Annotated in this window: 12 protein-coding genes; 5 read left to right on the top strand and 7 right to left on the bottom strand. The window is 64.1% G+C overall.

The genetic code is table 11. From position 1 onward, the window contains the following. Positions 1-24 precede the first annotated feature (24 nt). From AC0L2J_RS23410 to AC0L2J_RS23425, 4 genes are all read right to left on the bottom strand, one after another. Positions 25-1,230, bottom strand: a complete 1,206-nt coding sequence (locus tag AC0L2J_RS23410) for an MFS transporter (protein WP_063996198.1) — start codon at positions 1,228-1,230, stop codon at positions 25-27. Continuing rightward, the gene (kdsA, locus tag AC0L2J_RS23415) at positions 1,230-2,093 is read right to left on the bottom strand and encodes a 3-deoxy-8-phosphooctulonate synthase (RefSeq protein WP_156527154.1); all 864 of its coding nucleotides are present in this window, start codon (positions 2,091-2,093) and stop codon (positions 1,230-1,232) included. Before kdsA ends, AC0L2J_RS23410 begins: the two co-directional genes overlap by 1 nt. 123 nt (positions 2,094-2,216) lie before the next feature. Then, the gene (locus AC0L2J_RS23420; RefSeq protein ID WP_473247886.1) at positions 2,217-2,543 is read right to left on the bottom strand and encodes an NIPSNAP family protein; all 327 of its coding nucleotides are present in this window, start codon (positions 2,541-2,543) and stop codon (positions 2,217-2,219) included. Positions 2,544-2,805: 262 nt separating this feature from the next. Beyond that, on the bottom strand, positions 2,806-3,582 hold the full coding sequence (locus tag AC0L2J_RS23425; protein WP_473394681.1) for a Rid family hydrolase: 777 nt from the start codon (positions 3,580-3,582) through the stop codon (positions 2,806-2,808). Between the two features lie 71 nt (positions 3,583-3,653). On the opposite strand from AC0L2J_RS23425, the gene AC0L2J_RS23430 reads away from it, so the two are divergent. Continuing rightward, positions 3,654-4,478 carry an ArsR/SmtB family transcription factor gene (locus AC0L2J_RS23430; protein WP_473394682.1) on the top strand — a complete coding sequence of 275 codons (825 nt, stop codon included), beginning with the start codon at positions 3,654-3,656 and terminating at the stop codon, positions 4,476-4,478. A 61-nt stretch (positions 4,479-4,539) separates the two neighbouring features. Here AC0L2J_RS23430 and AC0L2J_RS23435 read toward each other — a convergent pair whose 3' ends face one another. From AC0L2J_RS23435 to tpiA, 3 genes are all read right to left on the bottom strand, one after another. Then, a complete protein-coding gene (locus AC0L2J_RS23435; RefSeq protein ID WP_007610793.1) occupies positions 4,540-6,171 on the bottom strand; it encodes a CTP synthase in 1,632 nt (543 codons plus the stop codon). A 166-nt stretch (positions 6,172-6,337) separates the two neighbouring features. Then, positions 6,338-6,724, bottom strand: a complete 387-nt coding sequence (secG, locus tag AC0L2J_RS23440; RefSeq protein WP_007590603.1) for a preprotein translocase subunit SecG — start codon at positions 6,722-6,724, stop codon at positions 6,338-6,340. A 141-nt stretch (positions 6,725-6,865) separates the two neighbouring features. Next, a complete protein-coding gene (tpiA, locus tag AC0L2J_RS23445; protein WP_007590602.1) occupies positions 6,866-7,621 on the bottom strand; it encodes a triose-phosphate isomerase in 756 nt (251 codons plus the stop codon). A 222-nt stretch (positions 7,622-7,843) separates the two neighbouring features. Between tpiA and AC0L2J_RS23450 the strand changes: the two genes are divergently transcribed. Genes AC0L2J_RS23450 through moaC form a run of 4 tightly spaced genes read left to right on the top strand, consistent with a single transcriptional unit; the run spans position 7,844 to position 12,108 of the window. Next, positions 7,844-9,742, top strand: a complete 1,899-nt coding sequence (locus tag AC0L2J_RS23450; protein ID WP_473394683.1) for a peptidylprolyl isomerase — start codon at positions 7,844-7,846, stop codon at positions 9,740-9,742. Positions 9,743-9,756: 14 nt separating this feature from the next. Beyond that, entirely contained in the window at positions 9,757-10,770 is a 1,014-nt protein-coding gene (trpD, locus tag AC0L2J_RS23455; protein WP_473394684.1) for an anthranilate phosphoribosyltransferase, read from the top strand. A 7-nt stretch (positions 10,771-10,777) separates the two neighbouring features. Then, positions 10,778-11,596 carry an indole-3-glycerol phosphate synthase TrpC gene (gene trpC, locus AC0L2J_RS23460; protein WP_473394685.1) on the top strand — a complete coding sequence of 273 codons (819 nt, stop codon included), beginning with the start codon at positions 10,778-10,780 and terminating at the stop codon, positions 11,594-11,596. Beyond that, on the top strand, positions 11,596-12,108 hold the full coding sequence (moaC, locus tag AC0L2J_RS23465) for a cyclic pyranopterin monophosphate synthase MoaC (protein WP_473394686.1): 513 nt from the start codon (positions 11,596-11,598) through the stop codon (positions 12,106-12,108). The genes trpC and moaC overlap by 1 nt, the downstream gene beginning before the upstream one ends. Positions 12,109-12,186 lie beyond the last annotated feature (78 nt).

The raw sequence follows: 12,186 nt of genomic DNA on the forward strand, positions 1-12,186 counted from the left end.
TCCCCCTTAAGGGACCGAATAGCCTCAGCGCGCGTCGGACGGCGCGCGCTGTTTCAGCAGGCGCGCGCAGACAAGGCCCAATACCACCATGATCGCGGCGCTCGCGAACAGGGTCGGCATCTTGCCGCCATGCTGGAGGCCAAGACCATAGGCGAGCGGCCCGACCGTCTGCCCCATGAAGAAGAAGAACGAGTGCAGCGACAGTGCGGTCGCGCGTGCTTCGACCGAGAGCTCACTGGCAAACATCTGGAGGCAGCCATGGGCGATGTAGAAGCCCCATCCCATCACGATGAGATTGAGGGCCTGCACTTCCCAGCGCAGGCCGAAGGCGACGACAACGAGCTGCGAGGCCACCAGCGTCATGCCCGCGATCATCATTCGCTTCATGCCCAGCCATGGCAGCAGGCGCGACACTGTCAGCGTGTAGAACAGACCGCCGACCGCAAAACCCGCGATGACGATGCCCGCGATCGAGAGCGAGGTCTGGCCGAGCTCGAACAGGAACGAAGCGATGTAGGGAAACAGGCCGAGCACGCAGCAGCCTTCGATGAACACCGCCGAATAACAGACATAGGCGTTCGGGTTGGTGAAGATGGTGCGATAGCCGGCCTTCAGCGCCGACAGGCTCGTCTTCGGCGGATGCTTGACCTTGGCGCCACGAAAACCGGCGGCGACCGCGATCGACGCAACGATCACGAGCGCGCCGAGCACCGCCAGCACGCCACGCCAGCCGAGGAAATCGCCGATCAGGCCGGAGGCCGAGGCGCCGAGGAGATTGCCCGTCATCGCGCCGGCGAGCGTGCGGCTGATCGCGACCTGGCGCTTCTCCGGGCCGACGAGATCGCTGGTCAGGCTCAACGCCACCGGAAATACGCCGCCGGAGCCGATGCCGGCGAGGATACGGGTCGCGAACAGAACCGAGAACGAGCTCGAGAGCGCCCCCAGGATGTTGGCAAGGCCGAGCAGCGCGAGGCAGCCGATCATCAGCCGCGTCTTGCCGAACAGATCGGCGGCGGCGCCGACGATCGGCTGGATGATCGAGAAGGTGAAGGCAAACACCGCGGCAAAACCGGCCGCGGTCGCGATGCTGACGCCAAAGTCTTCCGCGACGTGCGGCAGCACCGGATCGAGCGCGCGCGCGGAGAGCGCCGCGGCAAAGCTTGCACCGGAGATGACGTAGAGCGCGGCCGGCAGGCCGTGATCGTGCGGCCGCGCCTCGCCTTGCTGCATCAGCGCGGGTCGGCTTTGGTCGAATCTTTGGCGAGCGCGTCGAACGCCATCAGCCTTCGGATCAGCGCCTCGAACTCGCGCAACGGCACCATGTTCGGACCGTCGGACGGCGCGCTGTCAGGGTCGGGATGGGTCTCGATGAAGACACCGGCAACACCGACGGAGACGGCTGCGCGTGCGAGCACCGGCACGAATTCGCGCTCGCCTCCGGAAGACGTCCCCTTCCCGCCCGGCTGTTGCACGGAATGAGTGGCGTCAAAGATAACGGGTGCGCCGGTGGTGCGCGCCAAGATCGGCAAGGCGCGCATGTCGGAGACCAGCGTGTTGTAGCCGAAGGACGCACCGCGCTCGGTGACGAGCACGTTGGGATTGTTCGCGCTCGTGATCTTGGACACGACGTTCGCCATGTCCCAGGGCGCGAGAAATTGCCCCTTCTTGACGTTGACGACCTTGCCGGTCGCGGCCGCCGCCAGCAGCAGATCGGTCTGCCGGCACAGGAACGCCGGGATCTGCAGGATGTCCACCGCCTGCGCCACCTCGGCGCACTGCGCGGCGTCATGCACATCGGTCAGGACCGGCAGGCCGAGCGACGATCGGATTTCGGCGAAGATCGGCAGCGACTGGGCAAGCCCGAGGCCACGCGCAGCCGACGCGCTGGTGCGATTGGCCTTATCGAACGAGGTCTTGTAGACGAGGCCGATCTGCAGCCGCGCGGCGATCTCCTTCAGCGCGGAGGCCACCTCCAGCGCATGCTGGCGGCTTTCGAGCTGACACGGCCCGGCAATGATCGAGATCGGCAGATCATTGCCGAATTTGACCTTGCCAATGGTAACGACCGGCGCCGCTGACGTCGAAGAGCTCAAGGCAAATCCCTCGTTTCGGCGCGACCATAGCCGCGATGAAGGGCGGATCAACCCCATTCGGCCTGGGCTCCCAGAATATCAGGGTTGCGCCCAGGCCCCCGCGACGCCTCGCACCGGCACCCTCTACTTCACCGCCGAGAAGGCGGTCGGCGCCAGGATCTGGCTGACGATGTTGCCGACGATCTGGCCGTCCGCCTCGCTCTCGGCGCGCCCATTCATCCAGTCCGGATCGGTCATGAAGGCGGCCCACTTCTTCTCGCGTTCGGCGAGCGACTCCCAGGCCAGGAAATAGGTCAGCTCCTGGTTGGATTCACCGATCAGCGTCGTGAAGAACCCGGCCTGCTTGATGCCGTGCTTTTCCCACACCTTCAGCGTGACGGTCTCGAACCGCTTGAGCAGTGCCGGCAGGCGGCCGGGCACGCAGCGATAGATGCGCATTTCGTAGATCATCGGAGTTCAATCCCTGTATTGTTGTTCTTGCGGCAGGGAGTTGTCGCAACAAATGACGCGATCGTAAAGGTGGGAAGTCAGACCAGCCGGCTCTGCATCCATCGCAGCTTGGACGAGCGAGGCCAATAGCGGGTGCGGCTCGAAGGCCGCGACTTCAGCTCGGCGGGAACTGTGCGCCGGTGGACCACGGTGATCCTCCGACGCGACGATCTCCGGCAGCACGACAACCACGAACTCAGGTTGCCGCAAATCCTGCCTTTGCTCACCCCCGGGTCACGTGGGCGGCAACACAAACCCAGACGCCCTCGCGACGCGCCCAACTGTCGGTATATCGTCCGAGTCCGGCCGAGCCATCGGCTTTGGTATAGGTGGTCCTCGCATGGATAATCGCCATATCACCCATAATCCGGATCCGCTCGTCCTCGTATCCCAAATTCGATATGGCTGCAGGCCTGGCAATTTGTTCAATGAACCCGGCACGATCAACCATCGATCCGTCAGGGTTGCTGTTGACGAAATCATCGCTCAGATTTTCGCGAAACCAATCGACATCCTTCAAGGCGACCGAGCGCATATAGCCGGCATTGAGATGCTTTAGTTGGTTCATGTCCCTTGCGGTCGCCGGCCGATCTTCCAGATCGGATTTGATCGCAACACAATCGACCTCAACATCAAACTCACCCGGCCAGGAAGGGACCGTTAAATAGATCCGCGCAGGAGGCGAAACCGGGAAATAGCGTTGGTAGACATCATTGAACGCATCGAAATTTGAACTTTCAGGCGTACAGTAGACATTACATTTCACGACATCCCGCAACGACGAGCCGGCAGCCTCCAGGCAAAGTTTCAGTTGGTCGAGCACGATCTCGCTCTGCTGCACGAACGGCAATCGCTTAACCTCACCGGTGACCGGATCAAATGGCGGAAGGCCTGACACATAAACCGTCTCACCGGCGACAATGATTGGGCAGATCGGCCCCTTCCGCCGTTGCTCCAAATAGGTGGAAATGGGTTCAACTCTGACTGGTTCGCGCTTCACGGCCGGCTCCTGCAGGTCACTATCGATGAAGTGGACTCAACACGGCCCGGCTGTCGCATCCGAGGCGCCCATTGTCTCCATTCATGAGTTTGGTGCATACCGAACTCATGTCGCTTGTTGACCCGATGGCGACGATGGTAGAGGGGGCAATGGTCGCAGCGGCGAACATGGTCGAGGTTGCAGCGCTCGTTGGCGATACCGCGCGCGCGACCATGTTGGCAGCCCTCATGGGTGGACAATCCTTGACCGGAAGTGAGCTGGCGTTTCTCGCGCGAATTTCGCGACCGACGGCCAGCGAGCACTTGTCCAAGCTGGTCGACGCCCGGCTTATCTCAGTGACCAGGAAGCGCAGCTATCGGTACTACCGAATTTCCTCACCGCTGGTTGCCAGCATGCTTGAGAGCATCAAGCTAGTGGCTGCTCTCGAGGTTCCTCAGCGATATCAACCTCGATCGGCGCGTGACTCGGCGTTGCGGTTCGGCCGGACTTGCTACGATCATTTGGCGGGTCGATTGGGCGTTGCGATTGCAGACTCTTTAGTCGCCGGCGGCTACATCGTTCTGGGTGAGGATGGTGGGGACGTGACCGATGCCGGCGCAAAATTACTGACAGAATTTGGCGTCGACCTGAATCGAAAGCGCCAAAACAAACGCATCTTTTGCAAGCCGTGCCTCGACTGGAGCGAGCGCCGATATCACATCGCCGGCCATGTCGGAGCCGAGATCCAACGATGCTGCATGGAGCTGAATTGGCTGGTTCGCGTGACTGATACACGGGCCGTGCAATTGACAACTGCTGGCCAGACCGGCCTTTGCGACATCTTTGGCTTGGACAAGCTAGATATTCAGATCGACCCACCAGACGTCAGGCGAGGTGTGAGCGCCCTGCTCCGCTGAATCTGAGACTAGCCGTTGATTTTCCGGCGTGAACGATTCAATCGTTCCGCCTAAGTCTTAATTACACGAGCCGCGACTGCACCATCGCCGCCTGAATGAACGAGGCGAACAGCGGATGCGGCTCGAACGGCCGCGACTTCAGCTCGGGGTGGAACTGGACGCCGATGAACCAGGGGTGATCCTCGTACTCGACGATCTCCGGCAGCACGCCGTCGGGCGACAGGCCCGAGAATTTCAGCCCGTGCTGCTCGAGGCGATCCTTGTAGGCGGTGTTGACCTCGTAGCGATGGCGGTGGCGCTCGGAAATCTCGGTCGCGCCGCCGTACACCTCCGAGACGCGGCTGCCGCGATTGAGCGCCGCCGGATAGGCACCCAGGCGCATCGTGCCGCCGAGATCGCCGGCGTTGGTGCGCTTCTCGAGCTCGTTACCGCGCAGCCATTCCGTCATCAGGCCGACCAAGGGCTCCTTGGTCGGGCCGAACTCGGTGGAGTTGGCCTCCTCGATCCCGACAAGGTTTCGCGCGGCCTCGATCACGGCCATCTGCATGCCGAAACAGATGCCGAAATACGGCACGTTGCGCTCGCGCGCGAACTGCGCCGCGCGGATCTTGCCTTCGGCGCCGCGCTGGCCGAAGCCACCAGGCACCAGAATGCCGTTGACGTGCTCGAGGAACGGCGCGGGATCTTCCTTCTCGAAGATCTCGCTTTCGATCCAGTCGAGATTGACCTTCACCTTGTTGGCGATGCCGCCATGCGAGAGCGCCTCGATCAGCGACTTATACGCATCCTTCATACCGGTATACTTACCGACGATGGCGATGGTGACGTTGCCCTCGGGATTGCGGATGCGCTCGTTGATCTGCTGCCAGCTCCGCAGCTCGGGCGGAATCCGCGAGCCGATGCCGAAGGCCGCAAGCACTTCGTCGTCGAGGCCTGCGGCGTGGTAAGCCTGAGGGACAGCGTAGATGCTGTCGGCGTCGCGCGCCTCGATGACGGCGCTCTCGCGCACGTTACAGAACAGCCCGAGCTTGCGCCGTTCCTCCTTCGGGATCTCGCGATCGGTACGGCAGAGCAGGATGTCCGGCTGGATGCCGATCGAGCGCAGCTCCTTGACGGAGTGCTGCGTCGGCTTTGTCTTCAGCTCACCGGCGCTCGGGATGTAAGGCAGCAGCGTCAGATGAATGTAGATGGCGTGATCGCGCGGCAGCTCGTTCTTGAGCTGGCGGATCGCCTCGAAGAACGGCAGACCCTCGATGTCGCCGACGGTGCCGCCGATCTCGACCAGCACGAAGTCGTAATCGTCGTTGCCGTCGAGGACGAAATCCTTGATGGCGTTGGTGACATGCGGAACCACCTGGATGGTGGCGCCGAGATAATCGCCGCGCCGCTCCTTGGAGATGATGTCCTGGTAGATGCGCCCGGTCGTGATGTTGTCGGCCTTGGTCGCCGGCCGCCCGGTGAAGCGCTCGTAGTGTCCGAGATCGAGGTCGGTCTCCGCGCCGTCATCGGTCACGAACACTTCGCCGTGCTGATAGGGCGACATCGTTCCGGGATCGAGATTGAGATAGGGATCGAGCTTGCGGAGGCGGACCTTGTAGCCCCGGGCTTGCAACAGGGCACCGAGTGCCGCTGAAGCCAGACCCTTGCCGAGCGAAGAAACCACGCCGCCGGTGATGAATATGTACCGCGCCATGGGGCTTAACCTCTAATCCCTCGAATTCGATTCGCCAAAGCGATTCGTATTCCGCCCCAAACATTTTGCGGGGCTGTGGGTGAGCCAGAACTAAGAGTGGTGACAGAGCCTTGATGGGGATTGTTGATGCAGGACGGTAGAAGCCGCCCTGCATGGCCCCCCTGCTTTATTGCGAACGCGGTACCTGCGGGCCGCTCGGTGCCGGAGCCTGCTGCTGCTCGTCGGCCTTCTTCAGCGAATCCAGGATGCCGCCGGAGGTCGGCGGCGCGATCGGTCCACCACCGGCCGGCTGGGTCTGCGACGCCGGTGCGCCGATTATCGACGACGGCTTGCGGTCGTAGCCGGCATACCAGGACAGGAACAGGCTGGTGAGGAAGAAGCCAACGGCCAGGATCGCGGTGGTCCGCGTCAGAAGGTTCGCGGTGCCGCGGCTCGACATGAAGCCTGCGCCACCTCCCATGCCCAGGCCCCCGCCTTCCGATTTCTGGAGCAGGACGGCGCCGATCATGACGGTGACGATCATGAGGTGAATGACGATGACAACAGTCTGCATAGTGTCCTTCCGTCACAAGCCGACAGCGCCGAGACGGCGGCCAATCGTGCTTCGCGGGGTTTTCCTGAAGTTGCGCGGTGTTACACGATCAGACGGGGCATTGCCACCCCCGATCAGCCGGGTCCTAAGGTTTGGAGTTAGCTAGGGACAGCCCTGCGCAATCGCAAGGAAATCGGCCGCCTTCAGGCTGGCCCCGCCGACCAGCGCGCCATTGACGTTCTTCACGGCCATCAGCTCGGCCGCGTTCGAGGGCTTGACCGAGCCGCCATAGAGGATGCGCATCCCGGCGCCGTCGGCCTTGAACCTGGAGGTCAGGAATTCCCGTATAAAGCCATGAATCTGCTCGACATCCCCGGACGTCGGGGTCAGGCCGGTGCCGATTGCCCAGACCGGCTCATAGGCCACGACCAGATTGGCGGCCGTCGAGCCATCCGGCAGCGAACCGTTGAGCTGGCCGCGCAGGATATCCAGGGTCTGGCCGGCATCGCGCTGGCCCTGCGTCTCTCCGATGCAGACGATCGCCGTCACCCCGGCGCGCCAGGCGGCCTCGGCCTTCTGCCGGATCAGGGCATCGCCCTCGCCATGGTCGGCGCGGCGCTCGGAATGGCCGACGATGATCGCGGTCGCACCCGAATCCGCCAGCATTTCGGCGGCGATATCGCCGGTATGCGCGCCGGAGGCCTTGGGGTGGCAATCCTGGGCTCCCACCGCGACCTTCTTGCCGCGGGCCTTCTCGGCGAAAGCTGCGATCAGGGTCGCCGGCGGGCAAACCAGCAGGTCGGCTTTGCCGGCCACCTCTGCCGCGCCATTGAGCATGGCGTCGAATTCGGCAGTCGAGGCCTTCAGGCCGTTCATTTTCCAGTTGCCGGCGATCAGGGGGCGGATGGCATCGGTCATGTCAAATTCCAGCAAAATTCGTTTGTTCATGCGCTAGCAGAGGTCCCGTGGCAGTTCCAGAGACCAGGGGCTTTTAACCGCAGGGATCGAAAGCCTGCCGGACCCGAGGTTGCGGGGGGAAAGCCACCACTTTATGATGATTGATCAATTTGGTGACGCGCTTTTGCGGAATCTGCATTAAGACGCGCTCCCGTTCCCCTCCTGCCAAACAAGTTGGACCAAATGCTTCGAGGAATGCGCAAGGCCTCATCAAACTGGCTCGGCAAGACCATCATGGCCGTTGTGATGGGCGTGCTGATCATCAGTTTCGGCGTTTGGGGCATTGCCGACATCTTCAAGGGCTTTGGGCAATCCACCGTGGCCAAGGTCGGCGGCACCGAGATTTCCCTGAACGAGTTCCGCCAGATTTACACCGATCGCCTCCAGCAGATCAGCCGCCAGTTCGGCCGCCCGCTGTCGCCTGAACAGGCGCGCGCCTTCGGCCTCGACCGTCAGGTGCTGCAGCAGACGATCGCGGAAGCCGCCCTCGACGAAGAGGCGCGCCGGCTCGGGCTCGGCCAGTCCGACGACCAGATCCGCCAGCTCATCATGAACGACCCAAACTTCAAGGGCGTCGGCGGCAGCTTCGATCCGAACCGCTTCCAGTCCGTGATCCGCAATTTCGGCTATACCGAGCAGCGCTACGTCTCGGAGCAGCGCAAGGTCTCGCTGCGCCGGCAGATCACCGGCACGATCGGTGCCGGCCTCGAGCCGCCGAAGGCGATGCTCGACGTGCTGACGCGCTTCCAGAACGAGCAGCGCGCCATTGAATTCGTCAGGCTCGACGCAGCCCAGGCAGGCACCATCGACGCGCCGTCGCCCGAGGCGCTCGCCGCCTATTTCGAGGATCACAAGGTTCAGTTCCGCGCGCCCGAATATCGCAAGATCGCGTTCGTCGTGGTCTCGCCGGAGGAGATCGGCAAGTGGAGCGAGGTGTCGGACGAGGACGCCAAGAAGGTGTTCGACCAGCGCAAGGACCGGCTCGGCACGCCGGAGAAGCGCCAGATCCAGCAGATCGTATTTCCCAACGCCGCCGAGGCGCAGGCCGCACGCGAGCGGCTCACCAGCGGGACGTCGTTCGAGGACCTCGGCAAGGAGCGCGGACTGAGCGCGTCCGACGTCGATCTCGGGCTCATGACCAAATCCTCGCTCGATCCCGCAGTTGGAGACGCCGTCTTCGCGCTTCCCGCCGGTGAAATCAGCCAGCCGATCCAGGGCCGGCTCGGCACGTCGATCGTCAAGGTCGAAAAGATCGAGCCGGGCGTTGAGGCGAACTACGCGAGCGTTGCCGCCGACATCAAGCGCGAGATCGCCACCGAGCGCGCGCGCGTCAAGGTCGCCGATCTCCGCGACAAGATGGAAGACGAGCGCGGCGGCGGTGCCAGCGTGATCGATGCGGCGCAGAAGCTCGGGCTCACCGCCGTGACCATCGACGCCGTCGACCGTTCCGGCCGCGCCCCGAGCGGCCAGCCGGTCTCCGGCATTCCGCAGGGCCTCGACGTGGTGTCGCAGGCCTTCAACACCGATGTCGGCGTCGACAACGACTCGATCTCCTTCAAGGGCGGCTATGTCTGGTACGACGTGCTTGCCATCACGCCGTCGCGCGACCGCAATCTCGACGAGGTCCGCGACCAGGTCGAGGCGCGCTGGCGCCAGGACCAGATCGCGACCAAGCTGAAGGCCAAGGCGACCGAGATGGTGCAGAAGCTCGAATCCGGCGGCAAGCTCGCCGACGAAGCAGCCGCGATCGGCGCCAAGGTCGAGACCGCCACCGGCTTCAAGCGCGACGACTCGCCCGCCAGCGTGCCCGCAACCGTCGTCTCGGCCGCCTTCCGCGTCGCCAGGGACGGCGTCGGGCAGTCGCCGGTGACCGGCGGCACCGAGGTGATCGTGTTCCGCGTCACCGAGATCGTCGATCCCACGGTCGATGCCGCTTCCGAGGCGGTCAAGAAGCTGAAGGACACTCTCGACCGCGCGCAGACCGAGGAGCAGGTCGCATCCTACGTCAACAAGCTTGAAACAGACATCGGAACCAGCATCAATCAGGCCGCCTTCGCGCAGGTGACCGGCGCGAACCAGTGAGTTGAAAGCACGCGATGGACGACCTGAAATCGATCATTGGAAAAGTGGCGACCGGCGCCAGCCTGTCGCGTGACGAAGCGGCTTCCGCCTTCGACGCCATGATGTCCGGCGAGGCTACGCCCTCGCAAATGGGCGGCCTGCTGATGGCGTTGCGGGTGCGCGGCGAGACCGTGGACGAGATCACCGGCGCGGTCTCGGCCATGCGCTCCAAGATGCTCGCGGTCGATGCGCCCGCGGACGCCGTCGACATCGTCGGCACCGGCGGCGACGGCTCCGGCTCGGTCAATGTCTCGACCTGTGCCTCCTTCATCGTTGCGGGCGCCGGTCTGCCGGTGGCCAAGCACGGCAACCGCGCGCTGTCGTCGCGCTCGGGCGCCGCCGACGTGCTGGCTTCGCTCGGGGTGAAGATCGATCTGAGGCCGGAGCAGGTCGGCCGCTGCATACGCGAATGCGGCATCGGCTTCATGTTCGCCCCCGCCCATCATCCCGCCATGAAGAACGTCGGCCCGACCCGGGTGGAGCTTGCGACACGCACGATCTTCAACCTGCTCGGCCCGTTGTCCAATCCCGCCGGCGTGAAGCGGCAGATGGTCGGCGTGTTCTCCCGGCAATGGGTGCAGCCGCTGGCGCAAGTGCTCAAGAACCTCGGCTCCGAATCCGCCTGGGTCGTGCACGGTTCCGACGGCCTCGACGAGATCACCCTCACAGGCCCGACCTTCGTCTCTGCGCTCCACAAGGGCGAGATCCGGAATTTCGAGGTGACGCCGGGGGACGCGGGCCTGCCGCGCTGCGAGGCCGGTGCACTCAAAGGCGGCGACGCCGACGCCAACGCGATCGCCTTGCAGGGCGTGCTCGACGGCAAGCCGAGCCCCTATCGTGACGTCGCGTTGATCAACGCCGCTGCCGCATTGGTCGTGGCGGGGCGTGCCAGGGATCTCAAGGAAGGAGTCGTGATCGGCGCAAAATCGCTCGACAGCGGCGCGGCGAGCGCGCGGCTGAAACATTTGATCGCGGTCTCGAACGGCTGAGCCTGACATGTCGGACATCTTGACCAAGATCGAAGCCTACAAGCGCGAGGAAATCGCGGCGGCCAAGCGCGCGCAGCCGCTATCGGCGGTGGAGGCGAAGGCCAAGGCGCAAGCGGCACCGCGCGGCTTCGTGCGTGCGATCAAGGCCAAGCACGCCAATGGCGACTTCGCGCTGATCGCGGAGGTCAAGAAGGCCTCGCCGTCAAAGGGCCTGATCCGCGCCGATTTCAATCCGCCGCTGCTGGCCAGGGCCTATGAGGCCGGCGGCGCTGCCTGCCTGTCGGTGCTGACGGACACGCCCTCGTTCCAGGGCCATCTCGACTTTATGGTGGCGGCCCGCGCGGCAACGTCACTGCCGGTGCTGCGCAAGGATTTCATGTTCGATACTTATCAGGTGGCGGAGGCCCGCGCGCACGGCGCCGACTGCATACTGATCATCATGGCGGCGCTCGATGATGCCACGGCCAACGAGCTCGAGGACGCCGCCATCGCCCATGGCATGGACGTGCTGATCGAGATCCACGACCGCGCCGAGCTTGACCGCGCGCTGAAGCTGCGTTCGCCGATGATCGGCGTCAACAATCGCAATCTGCGCACCTTCGAAACCACGCTTGCAACCAGCGAAACGTTGGCGCCGCTGATCCCCCGGGATCGACTGATGGTCGGCGAGAGCGGCATCTTCACGCCCGCCGATCTCGCCCTCCTCGAGCGCGTCGGCATGTCGACCTTCCTGGTCGGCGAGAGCCTGATGCGGCAAGCCGACGTTACCGCTGCGACCCGCACGCTGCTGGCGCGCGAGACCGCGCGCGCCACAGGCACGAACTGATGGCGCGTAAGCCCGCAAAGGCCAAACCGACCAAGTCCGGCCCTGCCCTCACCCATATCGGCGCCTCCGGCGAGGCGCGGATGGTTGACGTGTCGGACAAGCCCGCGAGCGAGCGGCTCGCGATCGCGGAAGGACGCGTCGTCATGACCAGGGCGACGCTTGACCTGATCGTGTCCGGCAACGCCAAAAAGGGCGACGTGCTCGGCACCGCCCGCATCGCCGGCATCATGGCCGCCAAGCGAACCGCGGAGCTGATCCCGCTCTGCCATCCGCTCGCGCTGTCGAAAGTGACGGTCGAGATCGAGCCCGACGCGACGCTGCCGGGCTGCCTCGTCCGCGCCAGCGTGAAGGTCACCGGCCCGACCGGCGTCGAGATGGAAGCGCTCACCGCCGTCTCGGTCGCCTGCCTCACCATCTACGACATGATCAAGGCGGTGGAACGCGGCGTGCGCATCGAAGGCATCCACCTGGTCGAGAAGCTCGGCGGCAAGTCCGGCCATTACCGCGTCTGATTGCGGCTGCTACTTCAGGGACGCGCTGATCGAGCCGAATTTTGCATTGAACTTGCTGCCCAGGCGTTCACCACGGCA

The organism is Bradyrhizobium sp. MV1.5 (assembly GCF_055807615.1).

Bases quoted from the DNA above. Each gene is read 5' to 3' on its own strand.
- AC0L2J_RS23410 (WP_063996198.1), bottom strand. From the start codon at position 1,230: ATGCAGCAAGGCGAGGCGCGGCCGCACGATCACGGCCTGCCGGCCGCG.
- AC0L2J_RS23420 (WP_473247886.1), bottom strand. From the start codon at position 2,543: ATGATCTACGAAATGCGCATCTATCGCTGCGTGCCCGGCCGCCTGCCG.
- AC0L2J_RS23435 (WP_007610793.1), bottom strand. From the start codon at position 6,171: ATGGCGCGGTACATATTCATCACCGGCGGCGTGGTTTCTTCGCTCGGC.
- secG (WP_007590603.1), bottom strand. From the start codon at position 6,724: ATGCAGACTGTTGTCATCGTCATTCACCTCATGATCGTCACCGTCATG.
- tpiA (WP_007590602.1), bottom strand. From the start codon at position 7,621: ATGACCGATGCCATCCGCCCCCTGATCGCCGGCAACTGGAAAATGAAC.
- AC0L2J_RS23450 (WP_473394683.1), top strand. From the start codon at position 7,844: ATGCTTCGAGGAATGCGCAAGGCCTCATCAAACTGGCTCGGCAAGACC.
- trpD (WP_473394684.1), top strand. From the start codon at position 9,757: ATGGACGACCTGAAATCGATCATTGGAAAAGTGGCGACCGGCGCCAGC.
- trpC (WP_473394685.1), top strand. From the start codon at position 10,778: ATGTCGGACATCTTGACCAAGATCGAAGCCTACAAGCGCGAGGAAATC.
- moaC (WP_473394686.1), top strand. From the start codon at position 11,596: ATGGCGCGTAAGCCCGCAAAGGCCAAACCGACCAAGTCCGGCCCTGCC.